This window comes from Weizmannia acidilactici, from assembly GCF_008974225.1.
Classification (GTDB): Bacteria; Bacillota; Bacilli; order Bacillales; family Bacillaceae_C; genus Weizmannia; species Weizmannia acidilactici.
The window spans coordinates 19,331-36,398 of record NZ_BKZR01000004.1 but is presented as its reverse complement, the minus strand read 5'-3'; the positions used below and the strand labels follow the sequence as shown (position 1 = coordinate 36,398).

The window sequence follows — 17,068 nt, the reverse complement described above, 5'->3', positions numbered from 1 at the left end:
GATTACGAGGGATTCTGTATGTTAATTCGGTATAAGAAATCTTATGATAAGATTGCGATGGGCCTGTTATCATTTATGCCAGATGAAAAAGATTTAAAAAAGCTGCTGCAGACGAAAAATTTGTACGAGACGGAGGACAACTGGCAGCTTTTTTTGTGGAAAGAGGATGATGATATTGTAGGCCTGATCGGAGCCGTGCTGGACGGCGACACGGTTGAAATCCGGCATATCTCTGTAAATCCGTCTTATCGTGATCAGGGGATCGGAAAAAGCATGGTCAAGGCTTTAAAACAAATGTATGAAGGGAAAAAAGTGGTTCCGAATAAATACATTGTCAACTTCTTTCATAAGTGCGCCGAAAATGAAGACCTGTCCTGACCGGGTCTTCTTTTATTTCGGGGTTCGGGGCGGTGTGCCGGATAAATATGGCACTTTTCGGAGTCCGTTTCGCTCAGAAGCGTCGCAAGGTTCACCCGTCCGGGGATCTTCTTGTCCGCTTTTCCTATAGGAGTTTCATAAGTATGTGATCATCAGTAATGAATACGGACAATACCGACTAAAAGAACCCTCCGGCAGAGGCCGGGGGTTCTTTCTCAACAGTTACCAAATATAGGCGCTGCCGACAATAATTAACAAAATAAACAGCACGACAATCAACGCAAAACCGCTGCCCCAGGCAAAACCATCAGCCATGAGATACCCTCCCTCAACATTCATTACATGGTATACTATGTAGGCGGGCCGGAACGTGTATAGACTTTTGCCCATCCAGCCCGTACCCCAAGGTTTCCGTTGGATGTGCCCGGATTTTCGGCTATACTAAGTTTGGACGCTGCGAAAAAGGAACGGTGTAAATTTTTATGGAATATAAAGTGAAAATCGATGCGTTTGAAGGGCCGCTCGATCTACTCCTGCATCTTATCCATCAGCTTGAAATTGATATTTATGATATTCCAATGGCCGAAATCACCGAGCAGTATTTGGATTATATACATACAATGAAACAATTGGAACTTGATGTGGCCAGCGAATATTTGGTGATGGCCGCGACACTTTTGGCGATCAAAAGCAAGATGCTTCTGCCCAATCAGGAACAGGAAGAGCCGGAAGATGAGTTTGTCCCCGAGGAAGATCCGCGCGAAGCACTCGTCGAACGGCTGTTGGAATACAAAAAATACAAGGAAGCGGCCCGCAAATTGAAACGCCTGGAATCGAGCCGCAGCGAAATGTTTACAAAGCCCCCGAGCGATTTGTCGGAATTTGCGGCAGATGCAGGCGGGAAGAAAATCGGCGCCAACGTAACCATATACGATATGATCGGTGCATTAAATAAACTGTTGCGTAGAAAAAAATTGCAAAAGCCGCTGTCAACAAAAATTACGCGGCAGGAAATCTCGATTGAAGAAAGAATGGATGATATTTTAAAGAGATTGGAAGAAACGCCGGGAAGCGTCCATTTTAACGAATTATTTCCTTTTCCGGATAAGGAGCATATCGTCGTCACTTTTTTGGCTGTCCTGGAGCTGATCAAACGGCATGAAATCATCGTAGAGCAGGAAGAAAATTTCGGCGAGATACTGGTTGCGAGAAAAGGAGAGAAGTAATTTGGAAATTGTCCATTGGAAAGGCATTCTGGAAAGCCTGTTGTTTGCTGCGGGGGATGAAGGGCTGTCACTTAAGCAAATTTCCCATGTCATGGAAATCGAGGAATTCGAAGCCCTCGAGGTGATTAACAGTTTAAAAGAGATTTATGAAAAAGATCCGGACCGCGGTATTACCCTTGTTGAGCTGGCAGGTACCTACCAGCTGGCGACAAAAAAAGAGCATGCGCCTTATTTGAAAAAGCTGGTGGAATCCCCGAATGCAAATACGTTATCGCAGGCGGCTCTAGAGACGCTCGCGATTATATCATACAAACAGCCGATTACGCGGATTGAGATCGAAGAAATCCGCGGTGTGAAAACGGAACGGCCGCTGCAGACGCTGATGGCAAAAGGGTTAATCCAGGAAGTCGGCAGGCAGGAAGGGGCGGGACGGGCAATCCTTTACGGTACAACGAAAGAATTTCTCGACCATTTTGGGTTGAAAGATTTAAAAGAACTGCCGCCGTTTCCGGAACAATTGGAGGATGATTTTTCCGAGGAAGAGGCGAATTTGTTTTTTGAAAAATTTAATGTAGATCACAGTGTAAATGGATTTTCACCCTGATGGAAGCAGGCTCCCCAAAAAGTCAGTCGTTGACCCGGGGGAGTCCTTTTTTTGTTTGCGGTTATTTCTTTCCATCCGGCGCATAAACTTGTACAAAGCGTATGTAAGAAAAAGCTGAAAAAAAAGGAGCTTTTTTATGAAACGGTTATTCTTCTATGCGGCAGCCATGATGCTCATTTTTTCGGCCATGCCGCCGGAATCGGCTGAAGCGGCGCCATCCGTGCAGGCAAAAAGCGCCATTTTAATGGACCAGGATACAGGGCGGATTTTATATGAAAAAGGTGCTTATGAGCCGCGCAGCATTGCCTCGATTACGAAAATTATGACGGCCATCCTCGCGATCGAATCAGGCAAGATGGATAAGGAGGTGACAGTCACGGACCGCGCCGTACGTACGGAGGGTTCGTCTTTATATTTAAAGCCGGGGGACAAATGGAAATTAAAGGATTTGGTGTACGGGTTAATGCTCCGTTCCGGAAACGATGCCGCAAACGCCATTGCCGAAAATGTCGGCGGCAGCATCGATGGCTTCGTGTTTATGATGAACGAAAAGGCAAGGGAAATCGGGATGCGCGATACCCATTTTGCCAACCCGAGCGGCCTAGATGACCCCGATGGTGAACATTATTCAACTGCTTACGATATGGTGCTTTTAATGAGATACGCGATGCAGAACAAAACGTTTAGGGAAATTTCCGGCACCAAATTTTACAAAGGCTGGCGGAATAAAAACCGGCTGCTCACAGAGAAATACCGGTACTGTACAGGCGGGAAAACGGGTTATACGAAAATTGCCAGGCGGACGCTTGTGACAACCGCATCAAAAGACGGGCAGCATCTTATTGCGGTTACGCTGAATGACCCCGATGACTGGGATGACCATATCGCCTTGTTTGATTATGGGTTCAGCCATTACGGCAATAAGCTGATTGTGGAAAAAGGCCCTGTTGCCGCTATCCGCAACAAATTTTTCAAAAACCATGTTTATATCAAACGCAATATTGTGTATCCGCTCGCGAGGAACGAAGAAGACGGCGTGAAAGTAGATTTTCGGCTCGCAAAGCCAAAAAAAGAATGGAAAGATCCGGAAAACGTGCCTCAAATCGTCGGGAGGGCCGTTGTTACGCTGGATAACAGGGTGATCAGCAGCACGCCGATATATTACAAGAAGACGCCGTTTAAGGAAAGGAAAACATGGTATAAGCTTTTTAAAGAAACATTATTCATCCAATTGGGGCTGAAAAACTATGGTTAATTATATTTGGATCGGCATGACTGTTATCGGCCTCGTTTTTGCAGGTATCAACGGCAAAATGAAAGAGGTCAACCAGGCGATTTTTGTTTCCGCGCGCGATGCGGTCGCAATCAGCATTGGCCTGATCAGCGTCCTCGTTTTTTGGCTCGGCATGATGAAAATCGCGGAAGTGTCCGGCTTGCTTGCGAAACTTTCACGCTTATTCCGCCCGCTGATTACGAAATTGTTTCCCGAAGTGCCAGAAAACCATCCTGCGATGGGTTATATCCTGTCCAATTTGATCGCTAATATGTTCGGGCTCGGGAATGCCGCCACCCCGCTCGGCATCAAGGCGATGGAACAGCTGCACGAATTGAACGGGCGGAAACCGGAAACAAGCCGGTCAATGATTACATTCCTTGCTTTGAATACATCGGGGCTGACGATCATTCCGGCAACCGTTATTGCCATTCGTATGAATTACCATTCCGCGCAGCCGACCGAAATTGTAGCGCCCACATTGATCGCCACTTTTTCCACGACGATTGCGGCCATTTGTATTGACAGGTTTTTTTACCACAGACGGGCGAAACGGAGGAGATGAAGCGGCATGAGATGGATATCGCTTATATCAATCTGGATGATTCCGGCGATGGTCGGGTTCATCCTGCTTTACAGCACATGGAAAAAAATCCCCGCATATGAAACGTTTGTGGAAGGCGGCAAAGAGGGGATCAAAATTGCCGTTTCCATTATCCCGTTTTTGGTTGGAATGCTCGTAGCGATTACAATATTCCGGGCATCAGGGGCGCTTGAATTTTTTGTCGGCTTTCTGAAACCTGTGCTGAATTTGTTTGGCGTTCCCTCTGAAATCGTGCCACTCGCTTTGATCCGGCCTGTGTCAGGAAATGCCGCGCTCGGGATTATGACCGACCTCATCAAGACGTACGGCCCCGACTCGCTGATCGGGAGAATGGCATCCGTGATCCAGGGCAGTACAGATACTACGCTTTATGTGGTAACCGTCTACTTCGGGGCGGTCGGGATCAGGAAAATGGGCGATGCCTTAAAGGTGGGGCTGCTCGCCGATCTGGTCGGCATCATCATCGCTGTCACAATAGTGCTTTTACTGTTTTAACGGCCGTATTTTTTTGTAGATATGCGCCAAACTTTCTTTGAAATTTTATCCGGTTATGCCATAATGCTAAAAGGAAAGTTTATCCGAAAAAAATATTTGAGGTGTAACGGATGGAACGTTTGCAGAAAATGATTGCCCAATCAGGCATGACATCCCGAAGAAAAGCGGAACAATTGATTATAGAAGGAAAAGTGAAAGTAAACGGGGAAGTCGTAACGAAGCTCGGGACAAAGGTTTCTTCCCAGGATAAGATCGAAGTGGAAGGAATCCCGCTAGAGCATGAAGAAAAAGTATATTACCTGTTTTACAAGCCGAGAGGGGTGATTTCCGCCGTCAGTGATGATAAAGGAAGAAAAGTAGTAGCCGATTATTTCGGGGATGTTGCGCAAAGGGTTTATCCGGTCGGCCGTCTTGATTATGATACATCAGGGCTTCTTTTAGTGACGAATGATGGTGAGTTTGCCAACCTCCTGATGCACCCGCGTTATGAAATCGACAAAACCTATATCGCAAAAGTTGACGGTATCCCTTCAAAACTGGAACTGAAGCAGCTTGAAAAAGGCATCCGGCTCGAAGAAGGCATAACCGCGCCCGCCAAAGCAAAATTGCTTTCCGCAGATAAACGGAAGAAGAAGGCAATCGTCCAATTAACGATCCATGAAGGGAGAAACAGGCAGGTGAGGCGCATGTTTGATAAAATCGGATACCCGGTTGAAAAGCTGCGCCGCGAAGCGTACGGGACTTTGACGCTGAAAGGCTTGAACGCGGGTGAAAAAAGGGAGCTCTCTCCGCATGAAGTGAAGACTTTAAGGGCGCTGGCCCAAAATGGCGCCAAAGCGTCCAAGTAGCGGGCAGTCCAAAGCGTGGCCCCGCTCTTTCTACTTTTATTCACAAAACTTTCAAAAATCAGTAAAAAAACGGGAGAAAATGTTATAATATATGATAGTTATGTGACAGTTTCGGGACAGGGGGATCACAAATGTCACTAACGAAAAAGAGACGCCTTTTGGTCCGTACCGCCATCCTTGCTGTTCTGATCGCGGCTGCAGGATACACGCTTTATGCAAATGCAACGAAAGGGACGCGCGGCAAGCTGCAGGCCGGCGACCAAGCTCCTGATTTTGTGCTGAAAGATTTGAACGGCAAAACATACCGGCTTTCGGATTATAAAGGCCGCGGCGTTTTTTTGAATTTCTGGGGCACTTGGTGCGATCCATGCAAAAAAGAGATGCCCTATATGAACGAACTCTATCAAACTTACAAACAAAAAGGTGTGGAAATTCTTGCCGTCCATGTGAAGGATACGAGATTCCTTGTGGATCAATTTGTGAAACAGTACGGCCTCGACTTTCCGGTATTGATCGATAAAAACGGCGATGTCCAGAACGCTTACAACATCGATCCGCTTCCGACGACCGTTTTGATCGCACCTGACGGAAAGGTCAAAAAAATTATTGTCGGAAACCAAAACTTGTCCAAAAAAGATATTCGAAACATGATGGATATGATCAAGCCTTAGCCGAGGAGAAATGCCATGAAGGAGATCAAGTGTGAGTGCGGACATGTGAATCCGCCGGGAACGATCTTGTGTGAGTCATGCGGAAAAGCGCTAACCGAGGAGGCGGGAAGTGCAAAGCTGCATGATATGCGGTATGACGGGAGTGCGCGCAGGTCGCAGACGTACAAAAAAACGCCGGTTGATAAAATCTGGAATTTTTTTTCTTCAGTGAAAACCGGTGTCTGGCTGATTGTCATTACACTCATTGCCTCTGCGCTTGGAACCGTTTTACCACAAACCGATTACATCCCTTCCAATGTCGCCCCTGCCGTATATTACCAAGATCAGTACGGCTGGTTCGGCAAGCTTTGGTACACGCTCGGATTTGATGATTTGTACGGTTCCTGGTGGTATATGCTTTTGATTGCACTGATCGGCGTGTCACTCGTCATCTGCAGCCTTGACCGGTTTATCCCGCTGAGGCGTGCCCTTGCGAACCAGAAAGCAACGCGGCACGAAGGGTTTTTGAAACGGCAGCGGCTCTATCGGAAAATGGACGGCCCGATCGGTGAAGAAACTTATGCGCAAATCAAACGTAAGCTTGAAGCAAAGCGTTATAAAGTACTGGAAGAAGACGGCAATTTATTTGCCGAGAAAAACCGTTTTTCCCGCTGGGGTCCGTATGTGAACCATATCGGTTTGATCATTTTTTTGATTGGCTGCATGCTTCGGTTTATTCCTGGCATGTATGTTGATGAACTCGTCTGGGTGCGTGAAGGAGAAAAGAAGGTGCTGCCCGGCACAAACGAACAGTATGTGATCCTCAATAAGAAGTTCACGGTGCAGCTCTACAATAAAAAAGACAATCAAAATTTCGAGGCAGCTTTAAACAGAATAGGCAATGTAGCGAAAGATTTCGAGACGGATGTTGTGCTCTACAAACAGGGGGCAAAGCACGTGCTGGGGGAGGAAGCGCCGCTTAAAAAAGTGAAGTCGTACGCCATCCGGGTCAATAAACCGCTGAAATTCGGGGGCTACGCCGTTTACCAGATGGATTACAAGATGGACGAATTCCAGTCTATGTCATTTGCTTTGGAAAAGAAAGCAAACAAAAAAGTGTATGGCACGTTTAAAATTGACTTATACCACCCAAAAAGCGAGTATGACCTCGGCCAAGGGTATAAAGTGAAGCTTCTTGGCTACTATCCTTCGTTCTCTGGATTTGCAAAAAACGGAGAGCCCGAGACCGATTCCTATATTCCGAACAACCCTGCTTTCCTTTTTAGTTTAATCTCCCCTGAACATCCGAAAGGGGAAAAGAGCTTTGTTGCGATCCGGCAGACGGTGGAGCCGCTCGGGAAAAACGATTATAAACTCGCTTTTGCCGGACTTGAAACAAGAAATGCTTCCGCCCTTGCTGTCCGTAAAGATGAAACCCTTTGGGTGCTGGCGTTGGGCGGCGCAATCTTTATGATCGGCGTCGTCCAGGGGGCATACTGGAACCACCGCCGTTTTTGGTTGAAGTGCGAAGGTGGGCCGGTGATGCTCGCGGCCCATACGAATAAAAACTGGTACGGCCTGAAAAAAGAGCTGGAGTGGGTGCTTGAAGGATCCGGCATACCGGTCCCCGTTGACCGCCAGGATAAAAAGAACCCCGGTAAAAAAGATACTGGACGTCCGGCATGAAATAAACGACTTGTTTGCCCTGCAATCGGGATTAGGGAGGGGAAAAATTGGAGAATCTAGTCCATGTCAGCAGCGGGCTGTTGTTTACCGCATTTATTCTGTATTTGGCCGGCACGATGCTTTTTGGCGGTGCGATCCGTTTCCCAAAAAATAAAGACGGTGAAACTGGGGCCGAAAAAAGCGCGCGCTGGGGAAACGCTGCGATTGTTGTAACGGCAGTCGGTTTTATTTGCCAGATTGGGTATTTTGTTATGAGATGGATTGCGTCCGGCCATGCGCCTGTGAGTAATTTGTTTGAATTTACAACTTTTTTTGGTATGATGCTTGTTGGAGCATTTATGGTCATCTATTTTCTTTACAGGATCGCTGTGCTTGGGTTGTTTGCCTTGCCGATCGCACTGCTCATGATCGCCTTTGCCAGCATGTTTCCGAGGGAGATCAACCCGCTTGTCCCGTCGCTGAGAAGTTACTGGCTGCAGATCCATGTCACGACGGCGGCTGCCGGGGAGGCAATACTGGCAGTCAGTTTTGCGGCAGGTTTGATCTATCTCGTCAAAAATATCAATCAGGAGCGTTCGAACAGGCAGACATTTTGGCTCGAATTTGTTATGCTTTGTTTAATCTGCATATTCGGGTTTATTGCTGTCAAAACCGTTTTCGGCGCTTTTCATTATGAGGCAGCCTTTAACTGGGTGGATAAAAACGGCACTTTCAACACGGGGGAAAATGCCCTCATTTACCAAATGCCGGCGCTAATCGGCCCGCATGAAGGGGAACTTGTTACCGCCGGTAAGATGAAACCTTTCTTCTTTGTTCCGGCTTTTATCAATGCAGTGAAATTGAATACGGTTATTTGGTCGGCTATTGCCGGGCTCATCCTTTACGCGCTCATCCGGATCATTTTCAGAAAGCGGATTGGCGCGCTGTTAAAACCGCTGACCAAAAATTTAAATTCCGATTTAATTGATGAAATCGGCTACCGGTCCGTTTTGATCGGTTTCCCGGTTTTCACGCTCGGCGCCTTGATTTTTGCGATGATTTGGGCGCAAGTTGCATGGAGCAAATTTTGGAGCTGGGATCCGAAAGAAGTGTGGGCGCTCATTACTTGGTTGTTTTATGCCGCCTTTCTCCATCTGCGCATGTCAAAAGGCTGGCGCGGCGAAAAATCGGCCTGGCTAGCGGTGATCGGTTTTGCCATTATCCTATTTAATCTTGTAGCGGTCAATCTTGTGATTGCCGGGCTGCATTCATATGCATAAGTGTTGCGGCCTGTTTAATGGGCCGCCCGAAAATTCCGGATGCGGCAGTAAATCGGCTGTAATGGCCGGTCTTTCCGCAATGCGGACGCGGACATTGACTTAGGAGGAATAGCCATGGATCAGGATGTAAAAATTTTAGTTGTCGATGATGAAGAAAGAATTCGGCGCTTATTAAGGATGTATTTGGAAAGAGAAAATTACGCCATCGATGAGGCGGGGGACGGGGACACCGCATTGAAAATGGCTTTGGAAAATGATTACAGTTGCATTTTGCTCGATATTATGATGCCTGGCAAAGACGGTATTGAAGTGTGCCAGGAGTTGCACCAAAAAAAAATGACGCCCGTGATCATGCTGACCGCAAAAGGCGAGGAAGCAAACCGGGTGGAAGGGTTTGAAGTCGGCGCGGACGACTATATTGTGAAGCCGTTCAGCCCGCGTGAAGTGGTGCTGCGGGTGAAAGCACTGCTCCGGCGTTCGCTGCAAACGTCATTTTTAAGCCCGGATACAAAAGCGAAAGATCTTGTCGTTTTCCCGCATATCACGATCGACAATGATGCGCACCGTGTGACGGCGGACGGAAAAGAAGTAAACTTGACGCCGAAAGAGTATGAGCTTTTGTATTTTCTCGCCAAATCGCCGGATAAAGTGTTTGACCGCGAGCAGCTCTTAAAAGAAGTATGGCATTACGAATTTTTCGGGGATCTGCGCACAGTTGACACGCATGTCAAGCGTCTCCGTGAAAAATTGAACAAAGTCTCCGAAAATGCGGCGAAAATGATTGTAACCGTTTGGGGTGTAGGCTACAAGTTCGAGGTCACTGCAGAATGAGGATTTGGCGGACGGTTGTCGGAAAACTGTGGATGACCATCCTGCTGATGGTGGCATTTGTTCTCTTGATCCTTACGGTACTTTTGCTCAAGTTTTTTGAGGATTACCACATCAACCAGATTAAGCAGGATTTGTCGAACACGGCCCAAAAAATCTCCAACATTATGGAGGAGCACCCGAGCGGGCAAGTGGGGAAAGAAATTGCCCTCGGTGTTTTGGATAAAAATGAGAAGGTTATGATCGTTTACAATAAAAAAGACATTTTTTATCCGACCGGTGCGGAGAGCTACAAAGGGATATCGTATCAATCGATTTTAAAGGACAAGCAATTGTCGCAAGTTTTCAGGGGGAAGAAAAAAGTAATGAAAGAATTAACGCCTCCACACAGTTCTTCGCGGAATGAATACAACCATGTCATTGTGACGGCTGTCCCGCTCTATGCGGCTGGCAAAGAACCGGGAGCCGTGTTTGTCTACCAGTCTTTGGAAGCCCTGCAGGAAACGACACAGCAAACGACGAAAATCATTTTGCTGGCCGCGGGCATCGCGATCGTGCTGACAACCGGTTTTGCTTTTTTCCTTTCAACGAGGATCGGCGGTCCGCTCCATAAAATGCGCGAAGCCGCTTTTGAAGTGGCAAAAGGGCGTTTTGACAAAAAAGTGCCGATCTTAACACACGATGAGATTGGGGAACTGGCAACCGCGTTTAATACGATGGGCCGGCAGCTGAAGTTTAACATGGATGCATTAAAGCAGGAAAAAGAGCAACTGAGAAGCATCCTGAGCAGTATGGCCGATGGTGTACTGACGTTTAACCGCGACGGCACGATATTAATTATGAATCCGCCGGCGGAAATGTTTTTGCAGCACTGGTACCACGTACAGGGTGATCAAGCGAAAGATGCCGCGCTGCCGGATGGCCTTTCCGCCCTCTTAAGAAAAGTGGTGGAAACGGAAAAAGAGCAGACGGATGAAATTGAAATAAACGGAAGGTTTTATGTAATGATTGCAAGCCCTCTGTATAACCAATCGCACATCCGGGGCGTCGTCACCGTGATCCGGGATATGACCGAAGAACGGAAGCTCGATAAACTACGCGATGACTTTATTGCCAATGTTTCTCACGAATTGAGGACACCGGTCGCCATGCTGCAGGGATACAGTGAAGCCATTATTGACGATATCGCCGCAAGTGAGGAAGAAAAGAAAGAGTTTGCGAAAATCATTTATGATGAAACGCTGCGGATCGGACGCCTTGTCAACGAATTGTTGGATTTGGCGAGGATGGAAGCCGGGCATTTTTCGTTCCGCATCGAACCAGTTCCTTTTAAAAGTTTTATAGAAAGGGTAACTCATAAATTTAACGGGATTGCGAAAGAAAAAGGGATTGAACTGTTATGTGAGGCATCGGACCGGGACCTTGTCATTGAAATGGACGCTGACCGGATCGAGCAGGTGCTGACGAATTTAATCGATAATGCCCTCCGCCATACTGCCCCGAACGGATATGTGAAAGTGAAGGAAGAAGAAGTGGAAGACGGCGTTTATATCCATGTGGAAGACAACGGCTCCGGCATCCCGAAAGAAGACCTGCCGTTTGTCTTTGAACGCTTTTATAAAGCGGACAAGGCCAGGACGCGCGGTAAATCCGGCACCGGGCTCGGCCTAGCGATTGCAAAAAATATCGTCGAAGGCCATAACGGCCGCATCTTTGTGAAAAGCAAAACAGGAGAGGGTACCACATTTTCCTTTTTCCTGCCGAAAAAAGCTTGATCCTATTAGGGGGACAAGCTTTTTTTTTGCATATTTTTTTCGTTTCTGCGCATGCTAAATGGTAGTTTTGCATGAAAACAATTTGGTGAAAGCTGGAATCGAGGTGGGTTCAATGCCGGGTTACATAAAGATGTTCGTTCATGCGTCCATTGCTGCGGCATGCATCGTCTTGGGCGCTAGGGAAAGTCTGGCGTCTGAAAACGATATACGTGAAACGACAAAAAATTGGATTTTCCCGGCTGGTGGCACGATCAGCGATACGTTCCATACGAGGGGAGGGGCACATAAAGGGATTGATATTGCCGGCAAATACCGGGAAAAAGTTTTCAGTGCCGACAAAGGTATCGTCATCCGTTCGTATTATTCAGCTTCTTACGGAAATGTCGTGTTCATCCGGCATCCTTCCGGGTATGAAACGGTTTATGCCCATCTTGACGAAAGGGTGGTAGAAAAGGGACAGCGCATAGAAATGGGCGGTTTGGTCGGCTATATGGGCACGACCGGCGATTCAACGGGCACCCATCTTCATTTTGAGGTGCATGCGGGGAAATGGACCCTGGATAAAAAGAATGCCATTGATCCGTTTCTTGTTTTCGGTGCGGGTGAACGAGGGCAGTTGGTGTCTGCCAAAGCCCATGATCCGTACGGGATTGCCGCCGCATCGGCACCGGGGCATGCAGCCTATATCGTAAAAAAAGGCGATACGCTTTGGAAAATTTCATTGCTTTACCATACGAGCGTGGACAGGTTAAAAAGCTGGAACAACATGCGTACCGACCAAATCTATGCCGGGCAGGTACTTGAGATAGAAAACGGGAACAATCGATAGAAAATATCGTATAAACTGCTTCACAAATCTGGGGCATCTATGTATAATAAATTGTAGTAAAAATTTCATACGATTTATCTTCGGGGCTGGGTGAAATTCCCGACCGGCGGTGATAAGGCATAGCCTTTCAGTCCGCGAGCCGGTATTTCCGGCAGGATTTGGTGAAATTCCAAAACCGACAGTATAGTCTGGATGAGAGAAGATAAAGGTTGCCAGTGTTTAATACGGTACCGTTAAACGCTTATTTGGATTGTGCCTAAACAAAGCCCCTGACATTTGTCAGGGGCTTTTCATTTGGCCGTCCACGGCACCTTTCTTCCTTAAGATGATAAATCGATCATAAGGAGAGAGGGTTCACATGAAAAAATGGGATTTAAAAAAATTTGTTTCCATCGCTTTGCTTAGTACACTCGCTTTTATTCTTATGTTTATTAAATTTCCGATTCCGCCGTTCCCATCATTCTTAACGGTGGACTTCAGCGACGTACCGGTATTGGTGGCTGCACTTCTTTACGGCCCGATGGCTTCGGTGGTGGCCGAATTGATCAAAAACATCCTGAACTACCTGTCGCTCGGCAGTGAAGCGGGCGTGCCGATCGGGAATGCGGCAAACTTTTTTGCCGGCATACTGTTTGTGCTGCCGACCTACTTTATTTACAGGAGGATGCGGACGAAAAAAGGGATGACTGTCGGTTTAATCGCCGGTACAGTTTCCATGTCCGTTTTCATGAGCATTTTAAATTATTTTGTCATTCTTCCCGCTTATCTGTATTTTATGAATTTTTCGGTCGGCAATGTAAAGCAATATATTGTCGCCGGCGTGCTGCCGTTTAACCTTGTAAAAGGCGTGATCGTCACGATACTCTTCATGCTAATGTTTACAAAGATGAAAAACTGGATTGACAAGCAGTCTACAACCGGCATAAAAAAAATATAATGAAAAAGCAGGCATGAAATGATGCCTGCTTTTTCGGTGGAGGTTTATTCATATTTTAAAGGATCGCCGTCAAAAGGTTTGTCGGAAATTTTAATGGATTCCGTCGGGCAACCTTCAAACGCGTCCATTAAATCATCCTCTAAAACTTCCGGAACTTCCGCAATGCCTTTATTGTCATCTAAGATCACAAAAGATAGACCTTCGTCATCATAGTCGAAAATATCTGGAGCGCTTGCGGAACAAGCCCCGCAAGCGATGCATGTGTCCTTGTCCACAATTGTAAATTTTGCCATCTTTATTCCTCCCCGCTGGTTCAATCTATTTGCGCAAATGGCAACGGATAAAGAAAAACCGGCATCCTTCTGCATAAAACTGCGTGCAGAGGAGTGCCTTCATTTCTATATAATTGTAAAACTATTTCCCTTTTATTTCAATAGGAGAACCTTTTGGACGGGATGAAGTATGTCGAATAAATGAAAAATTTGTAAACAAAACAGCCATTCCATGTTAAAATAAGATATACTCCCTTATTTCAAGCCTTGCCCCAAATATCCCCTTTTAAGCAAAAGAACAGGAGTGGATCCCGATGTCTTTTTTGCAGGCTGTATTGCTGCATTGCTTCACTAACCTTAATGGAGAACGCACCCCTTATGCCATTTTCCATTTATTAAACGGGAAAAAATCGGCGCAAACAATCCAGGATGCCCATTTTTTCCGGATCGGGGAACTGTTCCAAACGTATCCTTTTATCTCCCGTGAGCGTTTCGCAAGGGAAGTCCATTCCATGATATCCGGCGGTTTGCTGCGGCAAAGCGGCCGGGATGCTTGTATCGTCACCGAAAAAGGCGCCGCGCTGTTATTGGAAATCGGAAACATGGGGCTGAAGTTTCCTTATTTAAATGGTTTGAAATACCAGGAGACGGCGAATATGTTTTGGAAAAGGCTGAACCTCGCCACGCAGGTTGTATCCAATTTAATCTATGAAAAAAAAGCCTATTATCCGGTGCAAAGAGATCCGGCGCTTCAGGCATGGTTAAAGCATTGGCTGAAACAGCATGCAAGGCACCGCGCCGGACTTGCGGAAAATATGTATGAAGAATACGCCCGCCTGTTATCGGATCATCCCCCGGAAAAGCCTGATATTTTTGTGCTGCGGCTGACGGGTGCCGGACATATTGGCCGCACAATCGGGCAGGCAGCAGCTCGTTTGGAGCTAGATCCGGCTGAATACTGGTACCGTTTTTTGCATCTCCTTCATTTTATGGTCCGGCGTGTCGCAGAAACTCCCGAAACCTTTCCGCTTTTTTATACAATGATATGCGACGTGCATCAGAAAATGCCGCTGACAAAGTCCGCTTCGAAAACGTTCGAACTGTTGAAAAAAGGGAAATCGATTGCCGAAATTGCCGGCCTAAGGGGGCTGAGGCAAAGTACGATTGAAGACCATCTGATTGAGATTGCGTTAAACGATCCGGATTTTCCCCTCAACCGGTATGTGGCAAAAGAGGACGAAAATAAAATCCTCAACGCGGCGGTTGAGCTTAACACAAAAAAACTAAAACCAATTAAAGAAAAAATCGGGGATGTCCCGTATTTCCAAATCCGCCTTGTTTTGGCAGGAAGGATGGGCCGCAATGGATCTGAACAGCATCCTTAAAACGAAATTCGGTTTCGATCGTTTCCGCGAAGGGCAGGAAGCGGTGATCCGCTCTCTGTTGGGCGGTGCGGATACATTGGCCATGCTCCCGACCGGAACCGGGAAGTCTTTATGCTACCAGCTGCCTGCCTATTTGTTAAAAGGGTCGGTAATTGTCGTTTCCCCGCTTTTATCTTTGATGCAGGACCAGACCGAGCAGATGAAAATGCGCGGGGAAAAAAGTGTTATCGCCTTGAATTCATTTTTGACAGGAACGGAACGGGAGACGGCGCTAAGGCATTTGCAGCGGTACAAGTTTATTTTTATTTCGCCGGAAATGCTGCATCAGCCTTATATTCTTTCACGGATAAAACAGCTTGAAATCGGGCTGTTTGTTGTCGATGAAGCGCACTGTATCTCCCAATGGGGGTACGATTTCAGACCCGAATATTTGAGTCTTGGCGAAGTCCGTAAAAGTTTAGGAATGCCGCTTACCCTGGCCTTGACCGCCACCGCGACGGAACAAGTAAGGGAGGATATTTGCAAATATCTCGAGTTGAGGGCTCCACAGCGTTTTATTTATTCTGTCAACCGACCCAATATCGCCTTTAAAGTGGACTGTACCGGCTCTTACCGCGAAAAAGAAGAAAAACTCATTGCTTATGCGAAAACGTTAAAAAAGCCGGGAATCATTTATTTTTCCAGTAAAAAGGCGGCTGAGGAAATGGCGGAGCGGCTGCGGCTTGAAGGAATCGCCGAAACGGCCGCCTACCACAGCGGTGTCGACCAGGAGCAAAGGATTTTAATCCAGCAGCAATTTATATACGGGCAGATCGGCATTATTTGCGCAACGAGCGCGTTCGGCATGGGGATCAATAAGGCGGATATCCGCTTTGTCATCCATTTCCATTTCCCGTTGCAAATGGAATCTTATTTGCAGGAAATCGGCAGGGCCGGCCGTGACGGTTTGCCGAGCATTGCCATCCTTTTGTACACGGCGGGCGATGAGCTGCTTCCGCTCCAGCTGATTGAATCAGAGCTTCCGACCCATTCCCAAATTGCTGCGTTCAGCGGATGGAAGGGGGATGTAAAGGATGCGGAATTTGCTTTAGGGTGTACCGAGCAGCAGTACAGTTTCCTCCAGCATTACAAAAAACTGCAATTGCCGGAAGAAGAATGGACCCTTAAAGTGGCTTCCATCCGCGACGAAAGGATGGCATACAAGCGCCGCAAGTTAAAGGAGATGGAGCACTGGGTCCGTTCCGAAGCATGCCGCCGGCAGGAAATTTTACGTTATTTCGGGGAACCGGCCTTCTCCGAAAAGGAGAATTGCTGCGATATTTGCGGATTTGATGTCGGCCTGTACGAAGAAAAACAGGCGGTGCAAAGGGTTGCGGAAACGCTGCCGGCATGGGATTTTTTGCTGCAAAAAATATTCAGAAGAAGTGAACAAAATGGTTAGAAAAAAGCAGACAGATATCATTAAGGAATTGAAGGACCGTGAACTGATTTTCCATCTGGTCTTGACGCAGCTGATTCTCATCTTTGTTTCTGTTGTGCTCGGCTTGTTTTTATTTCCGGATGCCGCTTCTTTTTTCCGGCACTTCCGCATAGATTTAAGCGTATGGGGATATGGTTTAGTAAACGGGATCATTGTCGTGATATTGGATTCCGCGCTGATGAAAATCCTGCCGAAAGCTTATTATGACGACGGGGGTTTGAATGAGCGGATTTTCCGCACTCGTTCCGTTCCCGCCATCATAGCCTTGACCGCATTTGTCGCCTTTGCGGAAGAACTGCTGTTCCGGGGGATGATCCAGACGCATTTCGGCCTGGTTTGGGCAAGCATGATTTTTGCCGCCATGCATATCCGCTACTGGAACCACTGGTACTTAATTGCAAACGTGTTGCTGTTGAGCTTTTGGGTAGGGCTCGTTTACGTATTTTCGCATGAAAACCTGCTTGCGGTGATGGTGATGCATTTTACTATTGATTGTTTATTGGGGATCCGCATCAAAAAATGGGGCGTTTAGCCCGCGT

19 protein-coding genes and 1 riboswitch are annotated in these 17,068 nt (G+C 47.0%); of the genes, 17 read left to right on the top strand and 2 right to left on the bottom strand.

Annotation, left to right across the window (positions count from 1 at the left end):
* Positions 1–18: 18 nt before the first annotated feature.
* Entirely contained in the window at positions 19–378 is a 360-nt protein-coding gene (locus GBH70_RS02275) for a GNAT family N-acetyltransferase (RefSeq protein ID WP_151679505.1), read from the top strand.
* 222 nt (positions 379–600) lie between these two features.
* On the opposite strand, the gene GBH70_RS02270 is transcribed toward GBH70_RS02275, so the two are convergent.
* On the bottom strand, positions 601–693 hold the full coding sequence (locus tag GBH70_RS02270) for a YjcZ family sporulation protein (protein WP_151679504.1): 93 nt from the start codon (positions 691–693) through the stop codon (positions 601–603).
* Positions 694–860: 167 nt separating this feature from the next.
* Here GBH70_RS02270 and GBH70_RS02265 point away from each other — a divergent pair, with 167 nt between their 5' ends.
* From GBH70_RS02265 to GBH70_RS02205, 13 genes are all read left to right on the top strand, one after another.
* Positions 861–1,604, top strand: coding sequence for a segregation/condensation protein A (locus tag GBH70_RS02265; protein ID WP_151679503.1), 744 nt, complete (start codon positions 861–863; stop codon positions 1,602–1,604).
* Position 1,605: 1 nt separating this feature from the next.
* Positions 1,606–2,208 (top strand): SMC-Scp complex subunit ScpB, encoded by a 603-nt coding sequence (scpB, locus tag GBH70_RS02260; protein ID WP_151679502.1) that lies wholly within the window; start codon positions 1,606–1,608, stop codon positions 2,206–2,208.
* Positions 2,209–2,344: 136 nt separating this feature from the next.
* Positions 2,345–3,463: a D-alanyl-D-alanine carboxypeptidase family protein gene (locus GBH70_RS02255; protein ID WP_151679501.1), complete on the top strand. Its 1,119-nt coding sequence runs from the start codon at positions 2,345–2,347 to the stop codon at positions 3,461–3,463.
* The gene (locus tag GBH70_RS02250; RefSeq protein WP_151679500.1) at positions 3,456–4,046 is read left to right on the top strand and encodes a nucleoside recognition domain-containing protein; all 591 of its coding nucleotides are present in this window, start codon (positions 3,456–3,458) and stop codon (positions 4,044–4,046) included. The genes GBH70_RS02255 and GBH70_RS02250 overlap by 8 nt, the downstream gene beginning before the upstream one ends.
* Positions 4,047–4,052: 6 nt before the next feature.
* A complete protein-coding gene (locus GBH70_RS02245) occupies positions 4,053–4,580 on the top strand; it encodes a spore maturation protein (RefSeq protein WP_151679499.1) in 528 nt (175 codons plus the stop codon).
* A gap of 110 nt (positions 4,581–4,690) precedes the next feature.
* The gene (locus tag GBH70_RS02240) at positions 4,691–5,428 is read left to right on the top strand and encodes a pseudouridine synthase (RefSeq protein WP_151679498.1); all 738 of its coding nucleotides are present in this window, start codon (positions 4,691–4,693) and stop codon (positions 5,426–5,428) included.
* Positions 5,429–5,559: 131 nt separating this feature from the next.
* On the top strand, positions 5,560–6,099 hold the full coding sequence (gene resA / locus GBH70_RS02235) for a thiol-disulfide oxidoreductase ResA (RefSeq protein ID WP_151679497.1): 540 nt from the start codon (positions 5,560–5,562) through the stop codon (positions 6,097–6,099).
* A gap of 15 nt (positions 6,100–6,114) precedes the next feature.
* Complete coding sequence (locus GBH70_RS02230) at positions 6,115–7,764, top strand: cytochrome c biogenesis ResB family protein (RefSeq protein WP_151679496.1); 1,650 nt, start codon at positions 6,115–6,117, stop codon at positions 7,762–7,764.
* A 47-nt stretch (positions 7,765–7,811) separates the two neighbouring features.
* Entirely contained in the window at positions 7,812–9,023 is a 1,212-nt protein-coding gene (ccsB, locus tag GBH70_RS02225; protein WP_151679495.1) for a c-type cytochrome biogenesis protein CcsB, read from the top strand.
* 114 nt (positions 9,024–9,137) lie between these two features.
* Positions 9,138–9,854 (top strand): response regulator transcription factor, encoded by a 717-nt coding sequence (locus GBH70_RS02220; protein WP_151679494.1) that lies wholly within the window; start codon positions 9,138–9,140, stop codon positions 9,852–9,854.
* A complete protein-coding gene (locus GBH70_RS02215; RefSeq protein WP_151679493.1) occupies positions 9,851–11,626 on the top strand; it encodes an ATP-binding protein in 1,776 nt (591 codons plus the stop codon). The genes GBH70_RS02220 and GBH70_RS02215 overlap by 4 nt, the downstream gene beginning before the upstream one ends.
* 112 nt (positions 11,627–11,738) lie before the next feature.
* On the top strand, positions 11,739–12,455 hold the full coding sequence (locus GBH70_RS02210; protein ID WP_151679492.1) for a peptidoglycan DD-metalloendopeptidase family protein: 717 nt from the start codon (positions 11,739–11,741) through the stop codon (positions 12,453–12,455).
* Positions 12,456–12,527: 72 nt separating this feature from the next.
* A riboswitch (FMN riboswitch) is annotated at positions 12,528–12,663 on the top strand.
* A gap of 150 nt (positions 12,664–12,813) precedes the next feature.
* Entirely contained in the window at positions 12,814–13,392 is a 579-nt protein-coding gene (locus GBH70_RS02205) for an ECF transporter S component (protein WP_151679491.1), read from the top strand.
* A gap of 44 nt (positions 13,393–13,436) precedes the next feature.
* Here the strand turns inward: GBH70_RS02205 and GBH70_RS02200 are convergent, their stop codons facing one another.
* Positions 13,437–13,685, bottom strand: coding sequence for a ferredoxin (locus tag GBH70_RS02200; protein ID WP_151679490.1), 249 nt, complete (start codon positions 13,683–13,685; stop codon positions 13,437–13,439).
* 293 nt (positions 13,686–13,978) lie between these two features.
* Here GBH70_RS02200 and GBH70_RS02195 point away from each other — a divergent pair, with 293 nt between their 5' ends.
* Genes GBH70_RS02195 through GBH70_RS02185 form a run of 3 tightly spaced genes read left to right on the top strand, consistent with a single transcriptional unit; the run spans position 13,979 to position 17,061 of the window.
* Positions 13,979–15,049 carry a YpbB family protein gene (locus GBH70_RS02195; protein WP_151679489.1) on the top strand — a complete coding sequence of 357 codons (1,071 nt, stop codon included), beginning with the start codon at positions 13,979–13,981 and terminating at the stop codon, positions 15,047–15,049.
* Positions 15,027–16,490, top strand: coding sequence for a RecQ family ATP-dependent DNA helicase (locus GBH70_RS02190; RefSeq protein ID WP_151679488.1), 1,464 nt, complete (start codon positions 15,027–15,029; stop codon positions 16,488–16,490). The genes GBH70_RS02195 and GBH70_RS02190 overlap by 23 nt, the downstream gene beginning before the upstream one ends.
* Entirely contained in the window at positions 16,483–17,061 is a 579-nt protein-coding gene (locus GBH70_RS02185) for a CPBP family intramembrane glutamic endopeptidase (protein ID WP_151679487.1), read from the top strand. The genes GBH70_RS02190 and GBH70_RS02185 overlap by 8 nt, the downstream gene beginning before the upstream one ends.
* Positions 17,062–17,068 lie beyond the last annotated feature (7 nt).